Raw genomic sequence first — 23,765 nt, forward strand, 5'->3', positions numbered from 1 at the left:
AGCCTTTAAAACTCGCCCTTTGGGAATGCATGGGCAACATGATAACTGCACAAAATAAGCTTAATGTAGAACAACTATATCTACACTTATTTCGTTTGTTCTAATGTCGCCCATGTCATTCTAAGTGAGCAATTCTTTATGCGGATTGGTATTACAGGCTTGACGCATAAGCACGTGCTTTTTCTAAATCTTCCGGTGTGTCTACACCTTCAACAGGTAAACGAGAGTTTGCCACATCAACATGAATACGCTCGCCTTGCCACAGCACTCGAAGTTGCTCTAGTGATTCAATCTGCTCTAATTGACTCGCAGGCCATGAAACGTAATCTTGAATAAATCCAGCACGATAGGCGTATATACCAATATGACGAAGATAAAAGTCGCCGATTTCATTTACATTATCATTGGTAAGAAAACGTGCTCTATCATATGGGATCGTAGAACGGCTGAAATACAAAGCATAACCGTCCTTATCACATATCACTTTTACCGCATTGGGGTTAAACGCTTCTTCAACATCGTTAATTTTAACTGCAAGCGTTGCCATACGAGCTTTGTCTTGCCGCGCGAGATTTTCAGCAACTTGTGCTATGTTTTCAGCAGGTATGAATGGTTCATCCCCTTGCACATTAACGATTACTTGGTCATTAGCAAAGCCATAGTGTTCAACAACCTCAGCCAATCGCTCTGTGCCTGATTGATGGTCGGCACGTGTACGACACACTTCACCGCCAAACGCCTCTACTTGCTCAGCAACCAAATCATTATCAGTAGCAACGATCACGCGACTAGCGCCACTTTTTCGTGCTTTTTCAACGACCCATTGAATCATGGGCTTACCGTTAATATCAGCAAGCACTTTACCCGGTAACCGTGTTGACTGATAGCGTGCTGGTATAACAACAATAAATGACATAGGTAATCCTAATTATCTGACTCAGTTATGCGTCGTGCCTCACTTTCCAGCAATACTGGAATGCCATTTTCAACGGCATACGCTAAGCGATCAAACTTACATACTAATTCTTGTTGTTCTTTATCGTAATCCAGCTTTCCTTTACATACAGGACAAGCAAGAATTTCAATTAATCGGGTATCAAATGCCATGGGAATTTCTCTTAATGGTTAATTAGCTTCAGTATATCGTGAATTATTCGATCTTTGGAGTTATCTGTAAATGTGGCGTCTACACTCAAGTACCACCAATGCGATTTAGCAAAGCTTAGGCACTTAACCGCATCTTTCTCTGTCATCAGCAGCGGCAATGAATCGTCAAATTCAATAAACATTGCTTCAGTATAAGCTTGATGATCGACAAAGCCACGTTGGCTCATAAGTTCAAACTTATTACTTGTGAGCGTTGAAAAAAAACGTTTAGGATCACCAATACCTGCAATGGCATTGACTTTTTTATGTTGCTGTAGAAAATCCGTCACTGACATTGACTCGCCGGTTGCCACATTAGTCATTCGCTGTGCCAGCAAGGTCATCTGATGAAACGGCACATTCAAAGCATCCTTCGCCTCACCATTGACCACGACACTGTTAACGCTTGCCAATCGGGCACTGGTTTCCCTTAATGGCCCACTCGGTAGCAATAGTTTATTGCCAAACATGCGGCGTCCGTCGACAACGATAAACTCATAATCTCTTGCTAACCGATAATGCTGTAAGCCATCGTCGGCAATGACAATGTCACAGCCAAGATCGACCAACTTCTTTGCAGCAGCAACGCGATCAGGCCCAACTACCACCTCTGCGCCAGTACGACGATAAATTAGCAGAGGTTCATCCCCCACTTGTTCAGCGGTTGCAGATTCACACAGATGAAATGGATAATAAGGTGCTTGCCCGCCGTATCCTCGGCTAACAACGCCCACCTTTATGTCACGCTGCTTTAATTGTTCGATAAGAAATAAGGTTAAAGGTGTTTTACCATTACCACCAATGCCAATATTCCCCACAATAACAACAGGCCTTCCTACTTTGAACGACCCTTTAATGCCTGATTTATAGCAAAAGCGACGCATTGACATGATGAGCCAGAACAAACCTGATAAGGGTAATAGTAACGGTACGAGCAGCCATTTCGCCTTATGTCCGTCAAACCAAACGCGTTCGATAAGCCTCATCTACTTAATATTCCACAGAATCCGTTACCCACCAAATTGATATTGGTGTAGCTGCGCGTAGGCACCACTTTTCGCCAGTAACGATTCGTGGTTACCTTCTTCAATAACCTTGCCTTGATCCATCACAATGATCTTATCGGCATTTTCAATGGTTGATAATCGATGGGCAATCACTATAGACGTTCGATCTTGTTGCAATACGGCCAACGCGTCCTGAATATGACGTTCAGATTCGGTGTCAAGCGCACTGGTTGCTTCATCTAAGATAAGGAATGGCGCATCACATAGTAATGCACGAGCAATCGCAACACGTTGTCGTTGTCCGCCCGACAGTAGCGCCCCATTATCACCAATGTTGGTGTCTAGGCCTTCAGGTAACTTTTCCGCAAATTCTATAACATGTGCTTTTGTGGCTGCATCAATGATTTGTTCGCGTGTTGCATCTGGCATACCGTAGGCAATATTGTTCGCGATAGAATCATTGAATAACACGACTTGCTGTGAAACGTAGGCAAATTGTTTACGTACATCTTTGAGTTTGTACTTGGTAATATCTTGTTGATCAATTAACACTTGTCCGGTTGTTGCCTGATAAAACCTTAGCAATAATGCGCTCGCTGTGGACTTGCCACTACCAGAGCGGCCAACAAGTGCAACTGTTTCACCACTTTTCGCTTCAAAGCTCACATTTTCTAGCGCATTCTTTTCTTCGCCTTCATAGCGGAAAGTCACGTCTTTGAATGCTAAATCGCCCTTTGCGTGTACTAAAGATTCCGTGCCAGTATCTACTTCAACATCTTGATCTAATACATCGAAAATACTGGTACAAGCCGCCATGCCTTTTTGAAACTCCGCATTAACGTTGGTGAGTAGTTTTAGGGGGCGTAGTAATAAAGTCATATAAGTGACAATACTCGTAAAAATACCCGCTGTTATCAGCGGAGAAATACTATCAAAGGTTGCTGCATATAAGACAAATGCCAGTGCAAACGAGGCGATGATTTGGATAATTGGTACACTAGCCGACTTGGTAGCTACAAGCTTCATTCGCTGATGACGATTCTGCGTGTTAATTTGACCGAAACGTTCGAATTCACGTGTCTGACCATCAAAGGTGAGTACCACTTTATGGCCATTAAAGGTTTGCTCTGCCGCAGTTGTAACTTTTCCCATGGCGTCTTGAATGTTTTTACTCACTGTTCTAAAACGCTTAGAAACGATAACTACAATAAGTGCGATGATAGGGGTAATTACAAGGAAAATTGCCGATAACTGCCAACTTAACCAAAACATCATTCCCAACAAGCCAATAACAAATGCGCCTTGTTGTACCAAAGTCATTAGTGCCTTACTGGTGGCCTGTAAAACTTGTTCGGTATCAAAGGTAATTTTAGAAATAAGCGAGCCTGTCGACTCTTTATCGTGAAACGCTACGGGCATGGTCATAATATGCTCGAACAGCTGCTGACGCATATCAGTAACTACATTATTTCCTACCCAAGCTAGACAATAATTACTCAAAAAATGAAATATGCCGCGAATAGTAAAACAAACAATAACAAACAATGGTGCCCATTTCATGAAGGTAGGATTATCACCACTTAAACCATCATCGATTAACGCAGGCAATTTAGATAGAAAATAAACATCAATCGCTGCATATCCAAGCATACAGACAATAGCAAAAATACCAGCGCTCTTGTAAACCTTGGCAAATCCCATCAATCGCTTGAAGTTTTGCCAAGTATCTTCGTTATTAACTTCTGTATTCAGATCACTAGTTTGTGTAGATGACGTGCTCGTCATTGAACTCTCATTTTATTAATCATCGTTAATTCCACGCTATTTTAGCGCGAAACGCTTTAACAAACCAAGACTTAGCAAGGTAACATTTGTATTTGCTAACGCTAGTTGGCAAACCAAAACGGCCAAAGATCTTGTCGGTATCGATATACATGGTAGCTTTCCTCTAAAAACTCAACCACCAGCATGCCATTTTCCGCCGTTGAATAACTTGCAATGTCTTGTTGATGATAGCGTTTAACTACAGCTGTTTTTGGATGTTGCCAGCGATTCATATAGCCTGCGCTAAAAATTACCTCCTGTGGAGAGGTTGCTTCGAGAAATGCATTATCCGACGACGAATTTGACCCATGATGAGGCGCGATTAAAACGTCAACATCGAGAACGTTGTCGCGGCGATGCAACTCAACCAGTTCACGTTCAACACGCTTCGATATATCCCCAGTTAACAGCACACTACGCGAGCCATCCGTTATTTTAATGACGCAAGAGTCATCGTTTTCCTGTCCCTTAGGCGCATTAGGCCACAACACATCAAGCGATAAACCTTGCCACATAATTTGGCGCCCTCGAATACATGAGGAAATGGTGACGGTAGAAGAGACAGCGGACATGTTGGCAACCAGCTGCTTAGCTAAATTTAATGTAATGAGCCTTGCCAAACCACCTGCATGATCGTTATCAAAATGGCTGACAATGACATAATCCAGTGTAGAAATACCATGAAAGGTTAAAAAAGGCTCAATAACGCTATCGACCATATTAAAGCCGCTGGGAAAGCTTGCACCAGTATCGTATAGAATGGCTCGATTATCCTTGATGATAACCATTGCCAGACCTTGCCCCACATCTAAAACGTACGTGCGCCAAGGTTTTTTATCTTGCAACGAGTGGCTAACTCCCGGCAATGCCATTAGCAATACAGCGCAACCAGCAAAAAGTGCAATTGGCAGTGTGAGAGGTTTTGACGGTAGAGCAAGCTGCTTGAAGTAAAAGCGTAAATGATAACTACCTATTACCAATACACCACACGCACAGCATAGTAACCATTGAACAGAAGAAACACGCGTACTGCTTTCAAAAACCGATGATACCAATGTTAGCCATTGCCACAGCAAATCTAAACTCCAAACAGTCAGGCTTAACAATAAAGACGCAAGATCATTGGAAATCAGTAAACTAATCACACTAACAAAAGTCAGCGGTAAACAAATGAAACTCACTAAAGGTATTGCGATCAGGTTAGCAAGCAAAACATTTAATGAAAAAGACTGGGTCAGTAGCAATACCACAGGCAACATCAAAAGCGTCAATAGCGTTTGCAGAATGACTAATTTCTTGCACCAACAAATGACACGTTTCTTCCACGACACTGAGGCATCATTCACGCCATTAGAGAAACGCCAGCTGACGAAAGAAATTACAACGACTGCATAAAATGACAACCAAAAGCTCGCCGAGTAAAGACTCTGGGGCATCATCACAATAATTGCGGCTAGTGTCAGTAAAATAATCCGCGTCAAACTCAACTGAACATTGGCGAATTTAGCGCTAAGCAATAGCACAATCATCAATAAAGCCCGTAGCGTAGGTAATGAAAAATCAGCCATATAGGCATAAAGCAATGTGGTTGCCATTACCGCAATGAACAAAGGTATTACGACATTCGCACCGACATTTTCCCATTTAACAACTTTATTACTGGCTACACTAATGCCTCGAAACAAAGTGAAAAATAAAAGTGAAGCACCGAATGCCACCAAGCTGAGGTGCATGCCTGAAATAGCAAGTAAATGCGCAGTTCCGGTATTTTGTAACAATTGCCATTGTTGCGGCAAAATTCCTTGGCGCTCACCAAATCCTAGTGCTAACACTAGTGCACTTTGCTGACTAGCAGGCAACGCCACAATCAATTTTTGTTTCCACCATTCTCGAAATGAGTAAGTCGCGTGTGTCGTGGTATTATTAGCGTCTTTGCGAACATAACCTGTCGCATGTATTTGTTTGACTCGCAACCACGTTTGATAAGCAAAGCCGCCTTGGTTGGCGAATCCATATGCTGGTTTTATTCGCGTGGCGAGTTGCCACCGCTGCCCGACTTTGACAATGTTGCGACTATCTGACCAGTTAAGTTTCACTCTGAGTTTCGGATTGGCTGGAGCACCATTGATTTCATCGGCTATTATGACAAAACGCTGATTGTGATTAGTTTCCTTGTCAATTGCTGATTCATTGTTAGCTACATGTTGAAATGAAAAAGGGTAAGTTGTAACCTCAACAACCTCTCCCACTAACACGACATTTTGCGCACTATTGTTTGTCGATAAATTGCTAGTAAAGGCAATTTGATAGCTCGCTGCCTGAGCTAACACAACCGCAATCCCCATGAAAAAAAATGCGAGAATGCGTGTTTTTCTCCAACAGACACAGCCTAGCGCAAGGCAGGTACATAAATTGACATAAAAAATCGCTGGTACTATTGGCAGAAATAGTGAGAATATAGCACCAACAGTAAATGATAGAAGCCACCTATCCATAGTGATTGCTTTCCATAAGTTAAGTTGAATTATGCCCAAAAAAACCATTAAGAAATTTTTACCTGATCACCAAACTATTAAGTCCAACAAATACTTAAAAATATTTGGTGACCTCATTCATAATGGTAATTTATGGCATTTGAACCGTCGCTCCGTGGCTAAAGCCTTTGCGGTCGGGTTGTTCTTTGCCTTTATCCCGGTGCCATTTCAAATGGTATTATCTGCTGGCGTAGCAATTATAGTACATGCAAATTTACCCTTATCAATTGCATTGGTTTGGATAACCAATCCAATTACTATGCCCGCTATTTTTTACTTCTGTTACCTAGTCGGCACTTGGGTCTTAGCAACACCTGAGAAGAAATTTGCTTTTGAAGCAAGTTGGCAATGGGTAGTTGAGAGTTTGTCCACTATAGGTCCGGCATTTTTGGTGGGCTGTGGTGTTATGGCGGTTATTGGCGCTATTATTGGCTACTTTGGTATTCAGTTACTCTGGCGCCATTCCGTCAATAAAGAATGGAAAAAGCGCCAAGAACGAAACGGCAACAATGACTAATGAGTGTAGTACCAATCCGTATAAAGAATTGGTATTAACTTTGTCCGAGCACCTGTGCAGGCTCTACTCTTGTCGCCTGCCAAGCTGGATATAATGTTGCAAGTAAGCTCAACAATAATGCAGTAGAAATCGTAATAACGACATCTAGGTTATGCACTTCCGTTGGCAGAAAATCAACAAAGTACACATCACCTGACAAAAACTGAATATTAAAAAACTGTTCAATTGAGCTGACAATTTCAGTTAGATTGCTGGCCAGCAAATACCCCAATGTTCCGCCAAAAAAGCAACCCATTACACCATTAAACAATCCCTGAAGGACAAAGACAAAGAGGATAGAAACTGGGCTTGCTCCCATGGTTTTCAAAATAGCGATATCGCCTTTTTTCTCATTCACAACCATGATCAAAGTAGAAACAATATTAAAACTTGCCACCGCAATCACCAGTACCAACACAATATACATCACCATACGCACTAGCTGGATATCGTTATAAAGATGACCATGCGTGTGCGTCCAATCATAAATAGCTGTGTAGTGATCACTTTGCATTGCGACTTCCCTTATTATCAACGGTGCCGCAAATACATTACTCACTTTAAATCGAATACCATCAACTTGATCTTCACGGTATTTTTGTATCTGTTGAGCAGACGCTAACGAAATGTACGCTTGATGCTTGTCTAAGTCGGCAAAATCAAAAATACCGACCACTGTAAGCTTACGTTTGATTGGTGCAGCAAATTGTCGGGCAAGTGAATTATCAGGTGGTGGCAATAACAATTGAATGCTGTCACCAACAACAACATTCAATGCTGTTGCGACGCCTTCGCCTAATACAGTGGTATTTTCTTGCCTTAATGCATCCCAGCTACCATGCGTGATTAAGTTAGGAATGTTCGATACACTTTTTTCGATCCCGGGCTCAACCCCTCGCACTTCAACACCTTTCAAGGCATTTTTTTCCTGCAACATGCCATGTAACTTAATAACAGGTGCGACAGAAATTACCTGAGGGTGTTGGCTCATTTGACTGGCATAATGCGTCCATTGACGATAAGGTTCATTGACCCCCATGAGTTCACCGTGCGGTACCGACGAAAGTAAATGTTGAGACAATGCGCGTTCAAAGCCGTTCATTGCAGACAGCACGGTTATTAGCACTAGTACCCCTAACGCAATCCCCACCGTAGATGAGGCCGATATAAACGCTGAAAAACCACCCGTTTGACGATTTTTCAAATATCGAAATCCGACAAATAAGCCCAATGGTTTAAACATAGTCACCTGCTGTCACTTGGTCTGTCGTCGCAAATTTATCTGCCAATGGTTTAAGCTGACCGTGATCAAGTCTCAGCTGCCGGTCCATTTTCGCAGCAAGCGCAAGGTCGTGTGTCACCACAACAAAGCTAGTTTGACATTGTTGATTGAGTTCGCGCAGTAACTGATAAATTTGCTCTGCAGTATCTGCATCTAGGTTACCTGTTGGCTCATCAGCTAGAATTAACGAAGGCTCTGTAACAAGTGCGCGCGCAATCGCAACCCGTTGTCGTTCACCACCAGACAACTCAGAAGGACGATGATGACTGCGATGAGCTAGGCCAACACGTTGCAACAATTCTTCCGCTTTTTTCGTTGCCAGCTTGGGCGAATCACCTTTGATTAATAATGGCATAGCAACATTTTCCATCGCGGAAAATTCCATCATTAAATGGTGAAACTGGTAAATAAAACCAATATGTTGGTTGCGAAACTTAGCACGTTTTTTTTCAGACAACTGATGAATATCAACATCGTTGATCAACACCTGGCCAGATGATGGAGTATCAAGCCCTCCTGCTATATGCAAAAACGTACTTTTGCCACACCCTGAACTTCCAACAACCGCAAGTAATTCACCTCTAGGTACCACTAAATCGAGCCCTTTAAGTACAGGCGTTTCAATACGACCTTGTTGATAGGTTTTCACTATTTGTTTGCACTGCAAACCATTACTCATGTCTTAATACCTCAGCAGGTTGAGTTAATGACGCCCGATAGGCTGGATAGAGTGTTGCCAGAAAGCTCATCGCTAATGCTAAAATTGCAATAATAGCGACATTACTTGTTTTTAAATCGATAGGTAGTGCTTGGGTATTTGCGCCAAGTAAACTAACGTCAACAGCATCAAGAATGGAATTGAGGTTTAGTGTTAAAGCAACACCTAATATGACACCAAAGAATACCCCCCATAACCCATTAGTAACACCTTGGCTCATGAAAATTTTCAATATTCCTGCCCTATCCATACCAAATGTTTGCAAAATACCGATTTCGCCTTGTTTCTCGATAACAACCATCACCATTGCAGAGACGATATTAAATGCCGCCACGGCCACAATTAGGCTTAGCATTAACCACATCATGTTTTTCTCCATTTTTACGGCAGAAAACAATGTTCCTTGCGATGTTTGCCAATCGGTATAGGAAAAATCTGGAAATGATGCCTGTAACTTGGGCATGACATTATTGGCTTCAAAAGCATCGTCCAAATAAATGCGTAGCGTTTTTACGCTATTAGCGGGCAATCTTAATAATTTAGCCGCATCCTTTGCGTGAATATAAATAACAGAATCATCAACTTGCGAGCCAACATCAAATATTGCTACTACTTCAAATATCCGTTGTACTGGAATACGCCCCATTGGGGTAAAAGTCATTTTATTTGGCAAGACTAACCGCAAATTCTCGCCCACCATTACATCAAGCTTTCGAGCTAAGGACTGACCAATGACTATTCGGTAAGGTGCTTGTGAAAGCGCGTCAAAATCCCCTTCAGTAATACTCTGTCGAACAATATTATGTTGCTCAAGCTCTGGCACGATTCCCTGAATCATAATGCCTTTTAAGCTGGAATGTGATTGTATCAGCGCTTCACTGTCAACTATTGGTGTAACGTGTTTTACGTGTGCCATAGAACTGAGTTTTTGTTGTACCCTTTGCCAATCTTGAATATGGTTGCTCGGTGAGCTTAGGGTAATATGTGGAACTAGCCCGAGTATGCGCTTTTTAAGCTCGCCCTCAAAGCCATTCATTACCGACACGACGGTAATTAGCGACGCTACCCCCAATAAGATACCAGCGATAGAAAAGAACGTGATAAATGAAACAAAGCCATTGCGGCTTTTACTGCGACTATATCGTAAGCCGATAAACAAACTAACAGGTTGAAACATATCTAAATCTTACGATGAAACTTTCTCATTGAATGAATGGCAATAATGACACAGCATATCAAAAATATTTTCAAAGTACCCAAGAATAATTAACAAGTCAGTAGCAAAATCGATTATCTCTACCTTATTTTACTCACTGACATATGTATGTTATCCACATTAATCGCTGCAAAGTAGCAAATGCGGTGAAAAACGTTGATTGCCGTATCGGAATGAATTTTTAGTTTAACTGGCTGCAATTTAACTAGAGCGTGTTGATCTTTGAGGTACAAATTTTGTTCAACTTGAGCGTGCTTTGGTCGCGGCGCTCGGTTTGTAGCATAGTTGTTCTACGTAAAAATCGAGCAACAATGAGCAAAGCGCGCTCAATTGAACCCTTCGGGCAGCGCCCGTTTGGCATTTATACTGTGTTATCGCCTTACTGGAGGAGAATAACTACACGACGAAGGCTCTGCCTAGTCTAAATGCCAAACTGTCAGCTGCAAAAATGAACAGCAAAGGTCAACACGCTCTAGCTTAAACGCCAACGTAAAACCTTTGATACAGAAAAGCATTAATAAAGTGTAAATAGTTATGACAATGACTAGTAAATTATTAACGCAGTTATTACTATTTCTGTGGATTAATTTAAATTAACGATGAGTATCACCATGAAATCAATAATAACAAGTGCAGTGTGTTCTTCACTACTGTTGGTTGCAGGCTGCAACAATAATGTTGTAGAAGAAAAGCCTACCGCGAGTGTTGAAACATTAAAAACAACAAAAACAGCACTGGCAACAGGTATCGAAACAGCTAACATGGACAACAGTGTCCGCCCACAAGATAACTTTTACCGTTACGTTAATGGTGGCTGGTTAAAGGCAAACGAAATTCCAGGCGATAAAACGGCTATCGGTTCTTTTTACGATTTACGAGATGATGCCGACGATTCCGTTAAAGCGATTATTGAAGAGTTAGCAGCAACTGAAAACCTAACAATGGGTAGCGACGAGCAAAAAGTTGCTGATTTGTTCCGTTCATATATGGATACGGAAACACGTAACGCACTTGGTATTAAACCAATTCAACCATTCCTTACTAACATTGACGCACTTGCTGATAAAAAAGCACTCGCGGCGTTTTTTGGTAAAAATCAGTCAGTCGGTATTGGTAACCCACTTGCATTTTATATCAGTGTAGATGCCAAAGATTCAAATCGTTATGCAACGCATATTTGGCAAAGTGGCTTAGGATTACCTGATCGTGATTACTATTTTAACGAAGACGAGCGCCACAAGGCATTACGCGATGGTTATGTAGCTCATATTGAGAAAATGTTTACTTTGGCAGGGTTTGAAAATGGCAAACAAGCCGCTGAGAGTATTCTTGCCCTTGAAACAAAACTGGCAAACTATCATTGGACACGTGTTGAGTCTCGCGATAGTGAAAAACGTTATAACAAGTTTGACGTAGCTAACCTATCTGAGCTAACAGATGCATTTGATTGGAATGCTTACCTTGCAGCCCAAGGTGTTGCTTCGCAGAAAGACATTATTATTAACCAACCAAGCTTTATTAAAGGTTTTGGTCAAATCTTTGCTGAAACATCATTAGATGACTGGAAAACTTACTTAACATTCCACACGTTAAGTAACTTTGCCGGCGCACTTACCGCTGAACTTGATAACGAAAACTTTGAATTCTATTCAAAACAGTTACGTGGTCGTCAAGAGCAACGTCCTTTATGGAAACGCGGTGTATCAGTTGTGAACGGAAACTTAGGTGAAGTCATCGGTAAAGTTTACGTAAGCCGTCACTTCAAACCTGAAGCTAAACAACGCATGAGTGAATTGGTTGAAAATTTGCGTAATGCCTATGGCAAGTCTATCGACGAGCTAGATTGGATGTCTGAAGAAACCAAAAAAGCAGCACATGTAAAACTAGCTGCGTTTACGCCAAAAATTGGTTACCCAGACAAGTGGCAGGACTACTCTAAATTATCAATTAAAGGTGATGATTTAGTCGGTAACATTGTACGTTCAGGCAAAGTTTCGCACGCTAAAGAAGTAGAAAAATTAGGTGGTCCAATCCAGAAATGGGAATGGGGCATGACACCTCAAACGGTTAATGCATACTACAACCCAACCGTGAACGAGATTGTATTCCCAGCGGCAATTTTACAACCGCCATTCTTCAACATGGAAGCTGATGACGCTGTAAACTACGGTGGTATTGGTGCGGTAATTGGTCATGAAATGGGTCATGGTTTTGATGACCAAGGTAGCCGTTACGATGCAGAAGGCAACTTACGTAACTGGTGGACTGACGCTGATTTGGAAGAGTTCAAGAAACGCACTAAGATCTTAGTTGAGCAGTACGACAACTATCAGGTATTTGATGACTTGAATGTAAACGGTTCATTGACACTAGGTGAGAACATTGGTGATTTATCAGGTGTAACTATTGCCTACAAGGCATATAAAGCATCACTTAATGGTAAAGAAGCTCCAGTAATTGATGGCCTAACTGGCGACCAACGATTCTTCATGGGTTATGCACAAATTTGGCGTTCGAAGATCGTCGAAAAATCAATGCGTAACCGCGTAGCGACTGACTCACACTCTCCAGGCGAGTTCCGCGCATTAGGTTCACTATCAAACATGAACGAATTCTATCAAGCATTCGACATTAAAGAAGGTGACGCGATGTACATCGCACCAGAGAAACGCGTTAAGATCTGGTAATTACTATTTCAAGACTTGAAAGGCCGCTTTTGCGGCCTTTTTTTTCATCAATATTTACTTAAACCACACTTTGCCGCCAATAAACTTGTAAGCTGGCATACCTCTTATCAAGGTTTCTCGAGCAAACACTTGCTGACATTTGGGACAAACGCAAGGCGCTAAGGTGTAGTCTTCGGTGATACGCGCTTTAAAACATTTGATTAGCGTGCCTTTACCACCTTTTCGGTACTTATACAGCTGGCATTGGCATTTCTGGCAAAAAATATCAACGGAGCGTTCAGGCAACTTATTACGTGGTTTGGCCAAAAATTTAAACTCTAACTTAATTGATCAATGGCATAGGTTAACGCGCTTACCGCAAAATGCTAGTAGCAATAACCCAAAACACCAAGAAATCCCACCACCGCTGGTGCGCTCTTCGTTTGTTTGTTCTTCCACATGAATTGTCAGTGTTTGCGTTGTACTTGTAACACCTTCTGGCAGTATTAAGCTCAATTGTGTACTTGCGCGTAAATTGGTTTGTGCAATAGCCTTAACGACTACTCGCTCTTTATCACTCGGTAGAATAACCATGCTATCAGGAAGTGATAACCAACCAACATTGGTGCTCAGTTTCACCAGAATACTGCCGTTCAGATCTCCCTCTCGTCGTAGCGCGATATCAAACGTTTGATTAGTCCCAACCACTAACTCTGCCTCACTAAACTCAACATTCGCAGACAACTGCTTATCGCTTGGCTGAATAGCGATATCCACTGAATCATTAGTCGGCACGAGAATGTCACCATGTCGCAGCGCCACCGAGAATGTTTCGACAGACTCCACCACAGCGTCAGCAAGAATATTAATCGATACTTGCTGCTCAGATTGGCCAGCGGCAAACTTTAGGTGACGAGATTTCGCCAAATAGTCGATATTAGGCTGTGCCGTGTTTCCATGAGTGTAGAGCTCAATACTTGCCGTTCTATCAAGACTCACTTCGTGCCCTAATTCATCGACCAAACTAACCGTAATCACTACTTCATCGTCAGTTTCATCTGCAAAAATGAGTGAGTCATTGGTTATTTTCGCAAAGGCGAGCTTTTCTCTGTCATCAACTCGATTGCCTAAACGTTCATTGTCAAACTGAAATTCTTGTAACATTCTTACCACGTCCGCTTCATTGTGTTTACCACAATTTTCGCCTTGTGATTGAATATGAGGTGACGAGTAAAATGCATGACGTGCTCGCCAACTGTTAGAAGTACTCATTACCGTGCCTAAACCTGCGCAGTTGTAACCACGTCCATAAGTTCTAGCTGGTGTAGAAGAACTGTTGGCAATGTCATGATCTGCACCGTCATTGTGCCCCCACTCATGCGCCCCTAAACTTAAGCTCGTGCAACTACTTCCTATTTGCATTACCGCATATGGACTATCGTAAAACGCCCAGCCACAATAGTCTGGATCGGACATGGGACGCAGAATTGTCATATAGTCCAAGCCATACTGTACTGATAGTGTTCGAATCGCCTCGACGTCATTATCAAATACTGTATTTAGGAATTCATTTAATTTGAGGCTGGGCTGGTTTGGTACGGGATATTGACCAAAGTAAGCTAATTGACGTCGAATCAATACACCACTGTTTTCTAGTACGCTATTGGCATATGCAATTTGAGACGTCACATGCGCATAGAGTGATTCTATGTCTACTTCATGTAGTAAATCGCTCGTATAGAATATGCCAATATTAACAAGATGAAATTGCCCATTGATGTCAATCGGCTCTTGACGAGCAACTAACATATGTTCACGAATGAAACGATTTAACGTTTGCTCATCGCGTTTTTGCGGCGCAAGTGTTGAGGCATTGCCAAGACAGGCTATAAAGAACATCACACCAACAAGCACTCGGCATGTCCAAAGTGTCAAGATACGCGTTTTATCAGCCCTGTAGTTCATGTGTTGAATTAGATGTCAGTGAAATCAGCAACACAACCGCTGCCCGCTTCAATTATGCGCTGTGTTTCTCCTGCAATATCAAACTCAATTAGTGCTAAATTGATATCGTCCAAAATAGAGCGCCAGTTTTCCGACTTAACGCTCACTGCATAATACAAGTGGTTATATTTAATGGCAGGACTCACTTCCTCAACGCCATCGAGCAATGCCATTTTATTATTCATCGTGACATCAGAATAATTGACGGCATATCGAAAGACCAAAGGATCACCAATGATAAGATTAACTCGTTTAGCAACGAGCATTTTCATTAACTGCAATTCATCAACCGCGCTCACCACATCGATTAATTTGGCATCCATCATTGCATCAAACTCGGGCGTGTTTTGATACCCTCGCACGACACCGATGTTTTGCCCGCGTAAATTACTCAAGTTGCCATCGAATTTAATATTGTCATTTTTACGCTTCATAAATGAAATATTGCCACCGGGAAATTTGTTTGACTGAGCAAGTAACTCTCGCCGCTTTTTCCCCTCAATCACATCCGACGGTGAAGAATCTTCAATGAAATACTCAGGGAAGAGAATGTCCATTTGCCCTGTTTCAACCATTTTTACTGCTCTTGCCCAAGGGTAAAAATGGATATTGACCTGATAGCCCTTGTGAACAAGCAAAGCGACTGTGAATTGAAAAACCCATCCCTTATTACACAATTCTTCGCCAATATAAGGCGGCCATTCCAATGTCGCCAATGTCAGCACTTTATTAGACGCCGAGTTGAATCGATATCCTTCAGGCGTTCTTTCTCCAACTAAGGTATGAACTTTGCCGTCATACTGATATTTCACTTCCACAGGCGGGTATTTTGCGTGCACGTACACAGTAAAAACAAATACACACAGCACAAAAAGCGCTATTAAAGAAAGCTTTGCGACCAATTGTAACTTATTCACCAATAGCATAGACAATGCCTCTCACTTAGCGTGTCGACTAACAGAATATGGATAGGCAATTGAATATCACGTTACATTAGTACGTACCGTAAATTGGCAAAGTGAAAACACGTTATACCAATCCGTATAAGAAATTGCTCACATAGCGAGAATTAAAAGGATTAGAGGCACAGCTACCGCGTCCTGCGTAGCCCTAATGTCCCACATCCAAGTAGGAACCTTGTCTAAATCAACAAAGCAGCATATAAGCCTTTTAAACTCGCCCTTTGGGAATGCATGGGCAATTCTTTATGCGAACTGGTTTTACTCGTGATATCAACACCTATACAGCGCTATTATCAATAGTTTTTAGTATAGATGAATGTCGTTGAATTTCCCGAAGAAGTATCAGGAATGACCACATAAACAATTAGGAGTTAGATGTCATTAGAAGTATGACTGATATCTGAAATAGTGTGGTGGGCAGTAGTCTGCCACTTATCTAACTCTTGTTCTATTTGTTCAAATTTTCGATGTAATTCTTTTGGCATAGTATTATTGGTAAGCGCCAACACGCGCTCATAATACGCTTTATCAACGGCTCCTTGCTCAATTGCTTGAGTCCAATATCGAATCATTTGTTTGGCATCATGCTTGAACAGTGCTAATTGTCCCAACAAAAAACTGATGTTGCTATGCTCATTCCCTTGGCGTTGCATCATTTTGAGTTCATTTTCAATGTCAGCTAAGGTTTGAGGAAGACTGCCATCCTCGTCAATTCCCTCTGCCATCGCCAACAGCAGTTGGCCAGCAACACTTTGGGTAAAGTCGAAGTGTTGTTCTTTTAATATTTCGATAAGTGCCTTACGCCCCACTGTGTCATTAGAGACAACATGAGTTTTAGCCATTACATTGAGCAACATTGAATGTTCGGGGTAACGTTGTAATGCTCGTTTAAGATATTCACGCGCCTGCGTTACTTTCCCGCTTACCATTAAAAAGTCGGCATGGTGCGCTATGGCCAATATGTAATCTGGCTTATTGGCTAAACTTAGCGAATAGAAGCGCTCCGCTTCGGCAAACATCCCTAACCTTTGTAATGTGATTGCATAATGTAACTGAGCTACCGGACTGTCAGGTGCGATTGACAACGCTTTTTTATGCCAAAACAAAGCTTGCGCAAATTTAGCTTGTTCGCTAAAAATAAACGCCAAATTAGATGCGGTATCAACGTCGTGCTCATCTCTTTCGAACGCGCGTATGTGTGCATTAATGCTCTTAGATAACCAACCTGATACATAATAAGCTGTGCCTAGCGCTTTATATGCTTGAGATGATTCGTTATTGAATGCCAATGCCAAATAAGCATTATCCACAGCAAGTTGTTTATCTCGTTCAGTACCTTCAAATTGATATAGTCGCTGGCTATATGCACGGCTTAAAGCAGCATAAGCCGCTGCGAAATCAGGTGAAATAGCGATGGCTTCCGAAAATGCATCAATAGCAATATCGTTATCTGTGCGACGATAACGCCCGTAGTATTCCAAACCCGTTTTGTATTTTTTTATCGCTAATACGTCAATGTCAGAGAGGTCTTGAGCATAAGAATAAGATTGATCATTCGGTTCTTCATGTTGCTCAGGAGTAGTTAATAAAACACCCAGCATGAAACTCATTAGCAACGCAAAGGCGAAGAACGACATTTTTCTCCACCACATGCTTTGTTGAATATCGGCAATGCTCGGAAAATAGTCATTGGCAGCTAAATCAATCATGACCGATGGTGGCTTAGCAACCACTTGCTCAGCTTTAACAGAAGGTACTAATCTATATCCCTGACCACGGACTACCTCAATATATTTAGGCGCGCTCGCGTCATCACCAAGCGCTTTACGGAGTAATTTCACTCGCTGTTTAAGCGTTTCATCACCAATCACTCGCCCTTGCCATACATCTGCCATAATTTCAGCAGGTGACATCAAGGCTGGTGCAGAACGAGCAAGACACGATAGCAAATCAAAGCTTAATTTAGGTAGAGGGATGACAGCATCATTTCGACGTAATTCACACCGTTTAATGTCTAAAATTAGATCATCAATAATATAGCGAGTCACATTATTTTGATCTTTATTCAACATGTACGGCATCCTATAAAACCAATAAATTTATAAATATAACAATAAATTATGTCGCTTTCACTAATTCTTCACCAAAGCTTTCCGAGCCCTTCACGGTAAAATTTAGCGAGTTTGATATTGTGATTAAACAGCTATCACTCCAATGAATATAATGAAAATAAGGAAAGCTAAATGACTACACCTACCCTATCGGTTGATAGTACCAATGTCGCCAGCACTGCGCCACACTTTGATGAGTTATGGGGGCACCCTAAACCCCTTTGGATGCTTTTCATGGCAGAATTTTGGGAGCGATTTGCCTTCTACGGCATACGCTGGGCATTAACTTTGTACATAGTCGCACAATTTTTTAATGGCGATGCTTCTGGACAAACGTTTGCGTCAAACACTTACGGCGCGTACTTAGCACTTGTATATGCGAGTGCGATTTTTGGTGGTTATATTGCAGACAAAGTGATTGGTGCACAGCACTCGATACTCGCAGGCGCCATTATTATGGGCATAGGGCTGTTTATCATCATGATACCCGACCAAACATTTTTTATGCTCGGCCTAGCTACGGTAATTGTTGGCAATGGATTATTTAAGCCAAACATTTCGAATCTGGTAGGCAAAATTTACGCCCCCAATGATACTCGACGAGATAATGGCTTTAGTATTTTCTATATGGGAATAAACGCTGGCGCGATGATATCACCCGTTCTAACTCAGTGGTTGGCTAGTACACTTACAGATACGCCCATGATGGATAACTATAAAGTTGTATTTGGCGCAGCAGGTATCGGCATGATCATCAGCTATGTTTGGTTTTATTTAGGTAAAAAACAACTTAACGGCGTTGGAGCAATAAAGCAATCACCTAAACGCACCAAAAATCTCACCTATGTTGTACTTGGTGCAGTAATTTCCATCTTTCCCGTATACTTGTTAATGGCATACGCTGGTGCAAAAGTCTTGGCGTGGATACTATTTGTATTATTTGTTGCGCTCGGTGTTATGCTACTTACTCATGCGAAATCCATTAGTAAAATTGCCTTTGAGCGTGTCATAGCCTGCTTGATCATGTTTGGCTTTAATGTGATATTTTTTATGTTTTTTGAACAGGCTGGTAGTTCACTCACATTTCTCGCACAGAACATAGTCGACCGACAAATCACCGATGCGTTTGAATTTAGAATTGCTTGGTTCCAATCTGTGAATTCGATTTCCATTTTAATTTTTGCGCCTATTGTTACGGCTATCTGGGTATTTCTCGCCAAGCGCAATTTTGAACCTAGCATTCCACAAAAGTTTGCACTGGGATTATTAGGTACAGGCTTAGGCTTTTTGGTACTCATGTACGCCTTAGAGCATTTGCTTGACGCCAATAACATGATTCCAATTTGGCCACTTGCCGCATGTTATGTACTTCACACCATAGGCGAGCTTTGTTTATCACCAATTGGTCTGTCTATGGTCAGTAAACTTATTCCTGCTTCGCTAGCTGGCTTTGCGTTTGGTGGTTGGTTTCTCAGTACTGCGATTGGCAACAATTTTTCGGGAATAGTGGCTGGCAGTATGAGCGCTGGAGGTGGTATGACAGCGGATTCTGCACTGGTAGGATTTAGCTTTAGTTTCTGGCTACTCACTGCTAGCGCTATAGTACTATTTGTACTTGCACCTGCAATTAACAAGCTCATGCATGGCGTTAAATAAAGATTTGAGTATTCGGTAATCAGCACAACTTTCGTTGATTACCGCTCAAGGGTTATTTTCTAACACTATACTTTGGATGGCTTACAGAAAATGTTTGCTATATTGGTCTATTAACAAACGGTTACATGCCCATACAGAAAGTTAGGTCATAAATATGCTAAATAATAATAATTGAATATAGAAAAACCCATTTACAAACCAATCGGTCGGTATGTACAATAAGCAAGCTTTGTTAATTTATAATTTTCTTTACTACGCAACCATGAACGAGACACTAAGAATGAAGAAACTACTATTGATGATAACGCTGGTTATCAGTTCCATGTTCGCAACAGCCAGCGAACCTGGATTATCTCCCTATAAAGTGATTGAATCTACCGGTAACAAGCTTTTTAGCAGAATCGCCAGAGAGCAAACAGCATTAAAAACCAACCCTACTTTAATGCAGGTTATCGTTGAAGAAGAACTAATGCCTTCAGTTGATTACCAATATGCCGCTTACAAAATTTTGGGTAAGCACTTAAAACAAACAACTAAAGAACAACGCGACAACTTTACCAACGCGATGCGTCAGTACTTAGTAAAAACCTATGCTAACGCTTTAACTAAGTATAAAAATCAGCAAGTTAGGTATGAACGTGAACAAGACATCAAAAATGGTAAGAAAATCGTTTCTGTCGATACTGTCATTATAGAAACTGGCAGCCCTGAGATTAAAATTAGTTTTCAGCTACGCCTAAACGATAAAACACAACAATGGAAAGCATTCGACATGATTGTTGAAGGTATTTCACTTCTCAATAGCAAACAAGCTGAATTTGCGGGAAAATTGGCCAAAGATGGCATTGATAAAGTCGCTATGGACTTATTAGCGATGAGTGATTCATCAACCCAATAAACACGTCTATACATATCTAGTAATGAGCGATAAGTTACTTTATCGCTCACTGCTGTTATGTGGGCAGAAAGATCTTTAACACTTTCTTTATAGATAGCGCTTAAAGAATGTTACAGCTTTGTTTCGTGATTGCTTAGCAGTTTCTACATTAGCCGACAGAGTTACATTTCCGCCTTTGCCTTGGTGCGAGAATGGATCATCAACAATAATAGTTGGCGCAAATCTATCCCATGCGTGATATGCATCAGGCCACACTTTAACCTCGATTTGAGAGCGCTGTTCACTTGGCAATGATGCTATTAAAGTAGGGCAACTCTCAGGCTTGTCGTAGTCATCTAACTCCCCCGTTTGAATAAGCATAGCGCCGTCACTAAGATCGTTAAAATTGACACCGGGCACATTATTGTACGCCCAGCAGACGGGGTAATGAGCGACAAAAGCCGAAAAACGATACGCGCTATCATATCCCTCATAAGTCGCATTATTCTTTAATAGCATTGCAATAACCCCACCCCAAGAGAAACCAATAACACCGATACGTTTTGAATCAATCTCATCTCGGTTGGCCAAAAGGCTTAACGCAGCTAATGCATCTGGTACCGTAAGCGTTGGCAATGCTGGCCTTCCTTTACTTCCGCCTGTTAGGCCACGCCCTCCCCAAAGGTCTATTTCAAATGTTGCTATGCCTTGTTGATTTAACTTATCAGCATAAAACTGACCACGATTATCAATACCAGCAGAGCCATGAAGAATAAGCACTGCGGGAATTTTAGCGTCATTTTCAGGCACCTTTAGCACGCCAGAGAGAATTAAATTGTTTTTTTCATCTCCCACTTTAACAGGTAGGTATGACGCTTTAATTGTCGGTGGAAAATCGTGCGTATCTTTTGCAGTTGCTACAGGCGCGCCCATTACTAGCACAACGATGAACAACAAGAAGTGCAATTTGGGCGTGGTAAATATTTGAATAACCATAGTTAAATCCCTTTTAATTATTTTATTTTCTCCAATCTACAACATTTGTCGTAGATATTTTGATAATAATTCGATAATGTGACATGAATAACGTCGAGTATTTTCTATACTGTAGAATACACAATTAACTAGTAAACAGCGAAATGTTAAAGAGTCTGATCAAAAACTTAATGATTACTACCCTTGGTATACTACTCTTACTAAATGTCAGTTTCGCCACCAATGCTGCACAATTCAACTTTTGTTACGAGCAACAGGAGTTTCTTCCGCACTTTCGTTCCTCTTCAATAGAACTCCCTAAGGAGAAACCGGGAGCAGCTATTGAAATCATACAACACATTGATAACCAGCTCCCGCAATTGAACATTAGTTTTAAGCGAGATAACTGGTCACGCTGTTTGAAAGGATTGAAAACAGGCAAAGTATCGGGTGTTTTGGGAAGTTACTCCACTGCCAGAGAGAAGTATGGACACTTTCCAATGAAGGATAATAAGTTGGATACTGACCGCGCATTCTCTAAAATTTCAGTATGTCTATTTCATTTTGCCAACGAAAACATTTCCTGGGATGGTAAATCAATAAAGTTTGACAGCCCACTAATTGTATCGATACCACGCGGATATCATACCATTGAGAAACTCAAGGCACTCAATTTAGATATTTATCAAACGGATACAACGGAAAGAGCACATAACCTTTTACTCAATAGAAAAGTAACGGCGTCAGTTGCACAATGCGACTTCGCTAACTTTCCTGATGATATAGTCCCAATGTTACCGCCATTACGACAAGATTATGGCTTTATTATCATTAGCAGTAAATTTTATCGAGCAAATCCTGAGCTATCCGAAGCTATATGGAATGAGCTAGCAAAAACCGATCAACAGTTATTTTACGATAAATATCAATGGACAAAATAACTGAAATGTAAAAAAGCGCCCTTCTCTTTTTCCACTCAAATGGCAAATACCATAAAAAAACGCTACCAATGGCAATGCCATAGGTAGCATTAAATTCGTAGTAATAAGCGAATTGGTTATTCGCTATACGTCGACTGTTCGAATCCAGCCAAAACGGTCTTCTTTTGTCCCGTACTGAATCCCTGTCAGCTCATCGTACAAATGTTTTGCAACTTCACCGGTTTCGTTGTTGTTAATCACATAGTCTTTGTCTTGCATGCATAGCGTACCAACAGGGGAAATAACCGCAGCAGTTCCACAACCAAATACTTCTGTAATTTTGCCACTCTCAATGTCAGCCAAAATCTGATGTACATCAAGGCGTTCTTCTGAAACGTCATAACCGATTGCTGGTGCCAATTTCAAAATAGAATCACGGGTAATGCCTGGCAAGATGCTACCACTCAACGCTGGCGTAACAATGCGCTTTCCTTCATAAACAAAGCAAATATTCATCGCGCCAACTTCTTCTATATAGCGCCCTTCAACCGCATCTAACCATAAAACTTGTGAGTAACCTTTTTTGGCTACTTCTTCTGAAGCATATAGGCTTGCAGCGTAGTTACCGCCAGTTTTAGCTTCACCAACTCCGCCTTTAACTGCTCGACGATATTCATCAGCAATATAAACCGAAATTGGTGTTAAACCGCCTTTAAAGTACGAACCAGCAGGCCCTGTGATAATAAAGTGGGTATAACGGCTACTTGCACCTAAACCAAGTTTTGGACTCGTCGCAATCATTGTTGGACGTATATACAATGATGCGCCAGCTTGGTCAGGCACCCATTTATGATCTAGTTTTAAGAGTTCTTCTAAAGCCTGTAAATGTAATTCAACGTCAACTTCTGGCATAACCATACGCTTAGCTGAACGGTTGAATCGTTTACAGTTTTCTTCTGGACGGAAAAGGTTAATTTTCCCATCTGGTGTTCGATAGGCTTTTAGCCCCTCAAAGATTTCCTGACTATAGTGCAAGACCGCAGCAGAAGGATCTAAAGACAGCGCATGATATGGGCTGACTAGTGCATTTTGCCAACCTTTTCCCTGTTCATAGTCTTGGGTAAACATATGATCGGAAAACGTCGCACCAAAGTTAAACTCTTCCGGACATGAGCCTCTATTCTCCTGCTCAAGCGGTTTAATTGTTATAGCCATTGTGTTTCCTTTGAGAGTGTAATATTAAAATTTAATCAATCAATGCCAATCTAGGATTAGCTAACCCAGATTGGCGAAGCATATTAACAGTTTTCA

Annotated in this window: 19 protein-coding genes; 5 read left to right on the forward strand and 14 right to left on the reverse strand. The window is 41.4% G+C overall.

The window, feature by feature from the left end; genetic code table 11:
* Positions 1-151: 151 nt before the first annotated feature.
* The 5 genes from kdsB to ACSLUK_RS15685 all read right to left on the reverse strand — a co-directional run bounded on the left by kdsB (position 152) and on the right by ACSLUK_RS15685 (position 6,472).
* Positions 152-916, reverse strand: a complete 765-nt coding sequence (kdsB, locus tag ACSLUK_RS15665) for a 3-deoxy-manno-octulosonate cytidylyltransferase (RefSeq protein ID WP_448549617.1) — start codon at positions 914-916, stop codon at positions 152-154.
* 8 nt (positions 917-924) lie between these two features.
* Positions 925-1,107: a Trm112 family protein gene (locus ACSLUK_RS15670; protein WP_448549618.1), complete on the reverse strand. Its 183-nt coding sequence runs from the start codon at positions 1,105-1,107 to the stop codon at positions 925-927.
* Positions 1,108-1,118: 11 nt separating this feature from the next.
* A complete protein-coding gene (gene lpxK, locus ACSLUK_RS15675) occupies positions 1,119-2,132 on the reverse strand; it encodes a tetraacyldisaccharide 4'-kinase (RefSeq protein ID WP_448549619.1) in 1,014 nt (337 codons plus the stop codon).
* Positions 2,133-2,156: 24 nt separating this feature from the next.
* Positions 2,157-3,905 (reverse strand): lipid A export permease/ATP-binding protein MsbA, encoded by a 1,749-nt coding sequence (gene msbA / locus ACSLUK_RS15680; RefSeq protein WP_448549692.1) that lies wholly within the window; start codon positions 3,903-3,905, stop codon positions 2,157-2,159.
* A gap of 134 nt (positions 3,906-4,039) precedes the next feature.
* Positions 4,040-6,472 (reverse strand): DNA internalization-related competence protein ComEC/Rec2, encoded by a 2,433-nt coding sequence (locus ACSLUK_RS15685; RefSeq protein WP_448549620.1) that lies wholly within the window; start codon positions 6,470-6,472, stop codon positions 4,040-4,042.
* A gap of 31 nt (positions 6,473-6,503) precedes the next feature.
* Here ACSLUK_RS15685 and ACSLUK_RS15690 point away from each other — a divergent pair, with 31 nt between their 5' ends.
* The gene (locus ACSLUK_RS15690) at positions 6,504-7,028 is read left to right on the forward strand and encodes a DUF2062 domain-containing protein (protein WP_448549621.1); all 525 of its coding nucleotides are present in this window, start codon (positions 6,504-6,506) and stop codon (positions 7,026-7,028) included.
* 34 nt (positions 7,029-7,062) lie between these two features.
* Here ACSLUK_RS15690 and lolE read toward each other — a convergent pair whose 3' ends face one another.
* The 3 genes from lolE to ACSLUK_RS15705 are packed head-to-tail and all read right to left on the reverse strand — an operon-like array spanning position 7,063 to position 10,244.
* On the reverse strand, positions 7,063-8,310 hold the full coding sequence (lolE, locus tag ACSLUK_RS15695; RefSeq protein WP_448549622.1) for a lipoprotein-releasing ABC transporter permease subunit LolE: 1,248 nt from the start codon (positions 8,308-8,310) through the stop codon (positions 7,063-7,065).
* Entirely contained in the window at positions 8,303-9,028 is a 726-nt protein-coding gene (lolD, locus tag ACSLUK_RS15700; protein WP_448549623.1) for a lipoprotein-releasing ABC transporter ATP-binding protein LolD, read from the reverse strand. Before lolD ends, lolE begins: the two co-directional genes overlap by 8 nt.
* Positions 9,021-10,244 (reverse strand): lipoprotein-releasing ABC transporter permease subunit, encoded by a 1,224-nt coding sequence (locus tag ACSLUK_RS15705; RefSeq protein ID WP_448549624.1) that lies wholly within the window; start codon positions 10,242-10,244, stop codon positions 9,021-9,023. The genes lolD and ACSLUK_RS15705 overlap by 8 nt, the downstream gene beginning before the upstream one ends.
* 650 nt (positions 10,245-10,894) lie before the next feature.
* On the opposite strand from ACSLUK_RS15705, the gene ACSLUK_RS15710 reads away from it, so the two are divergent.
* Complete coding sequence (locus ACSLUK_RS15710) at positions 10,895-12,970, forward strand: M13 family metallopeptidase (protein WP_448549625.1); 2,076 nt, start codon at positions 10,895-10,897, stop codon at positions 12,968-12,970.
* 54 nt (positions 12,971-13,024) lie between these two features.
* On the opposite strand, the gene ACSLUK_RS15715 is transcribed toward ACSLUK_RS15710, so the two are convergent.
* The 4 genes from ACSLUK_RS15715 to ACSLUK_RS15730 form a co-directional block, all read right to left on the reverse strand.
* Positions 13,025-13,276 (reverse strand): hypothetical protein, encoded by a 252-nt coding sequence (locus ACSLUK_RS15715; protein ID WP_448549626.1) that lies wholly within the window; start codon positions 13,274-13,276, stop codon positions 13,025-13,027.
* A 24-nt stretch (positions 13,277-13,300) separates the two neighbouring features.
* On the reverse strand, positions 13,301-14,914 hold the full coding sequence (locus ACSLUK_RS15720; RefSeq protein ID WP_448549627.1) for a Calx-beta domain-containing protein: 1,614 nt from the start codon (positions 14,912-14,914) through the stop codon (positions 13,301-13,303).
* 8 nt (positions 14,915-14,922) lie between these two features.
* Entirely contained in the window at positions 14,923-15,870 is a 948-nt protein-coding gene (locus ACSLUK_RS15725; RefSeq protein WP_448549628.1) for a substrate-binding periplasmic protein, read from the reverse strand.
* Positions 15,871-16,286: 416 nt separating this feature from the next.
* Positions 16,287-17,987, reverse strand: coding sequence for a winged helix-turn-helix domain-containing protein (locus ACSLUK_RS15730; protein WP_448549629.1), 1,701 nt, complete (start codon positions 17,985-17,987; stop codon positions 16,287-16,289).
* A 171-nt stretch (positions 17,988-18,158) separates the two neighbouring features.
* Here ACSLUK_RS15730 and ACSLUK_RS15735 point away from each other — a divergent pair, with 171 nt between their 5' ends.
* Together ACSLUK_RS15735 and ACSLUK_RS15740 are read left to right on the forward strand one after the other, a co-directional pair.
* Positions 18,159-19,682 (forward strand): peptide MFS transporter, encoded by a 1,524-nt coding sequence (locus ACSLUK_RS15735; protein ID WP_448549630.1) that lies wholly within the window; start codon positions 18,159-18,161, stop codon positions 19,680-19,682.
* Positions 19,683-19,962: 280 nt separating this feature from the next.
* Complete coding sequence (locus ACSLUK_RS15740; RefSeq protein ID WP_448549631.1) at positions 19,963-20,580, forward strand: MlaC/ttg2D family ABC transporter substrate-binding protein; 618 nt, start codon at positions 19,963-19,965, stop codon at positions 20,578-20,580.
* Between the two features lie 87 nt (positions 20,581-20,667).
* On the opposite strand, the gene ACSLUK_RS15745 is transcribed toward ACSLUK_RS15740, so the two are convergent.
* On the reverse strand, positions 20,668-21,555 hold the full coding sequence (locus ACSLUK_RS15745) for a dienelactone hydrolase family protein (protein ID WP_448549632.1): 888 nt from the start codon (positions 21,553-21,555) through the stop codon (positions 20,668-20,670).
* 143 nt (positions 21,556-21,698) lie between these two features.
* On the opposite strand from ACSLUK_RS15745, the gene ACSLUK_RS15750 reads away from it, so the two are divergent.
* Positions 21,699-22,475 carry a type 2 periplasmic-binding domain-containing protein gene (locus ACSLUK_RS15750; RefSeq protein WP_448549633.1) on the forward strand — a complete coding sequence of 259 codons (777 nt, stop codon included), beginning with the start codon at positions 21,699-21,701 and terminating at the stop codon, positions 22,473-22,475.
* 123 nt (positions 22,476-22,598) lie between these two features.
* Here ACSLUK_RS15750 and ACSLUK_RS15755 read toward each other — a convergent pair whose 3' ends face one another.
* Positions 22,599-23,669 carry a branched-chain amino acid aminotransferase gene (locus ACSLUK_RS15755; RefSeq protein WP_448549634.1) on the reverse strand — a complete coding sequence of 357 codons (1,071 nt, stop codon included), beginning with the start codon at positions 23,667-23,669 and terminating at the stop codon, positions 22,599-22,601.
* Positions 23,670-23,765: the final 96 nt, after the last annotated feature.

The organism is Thalassotalea fusca (assembly GCF_053485835.1).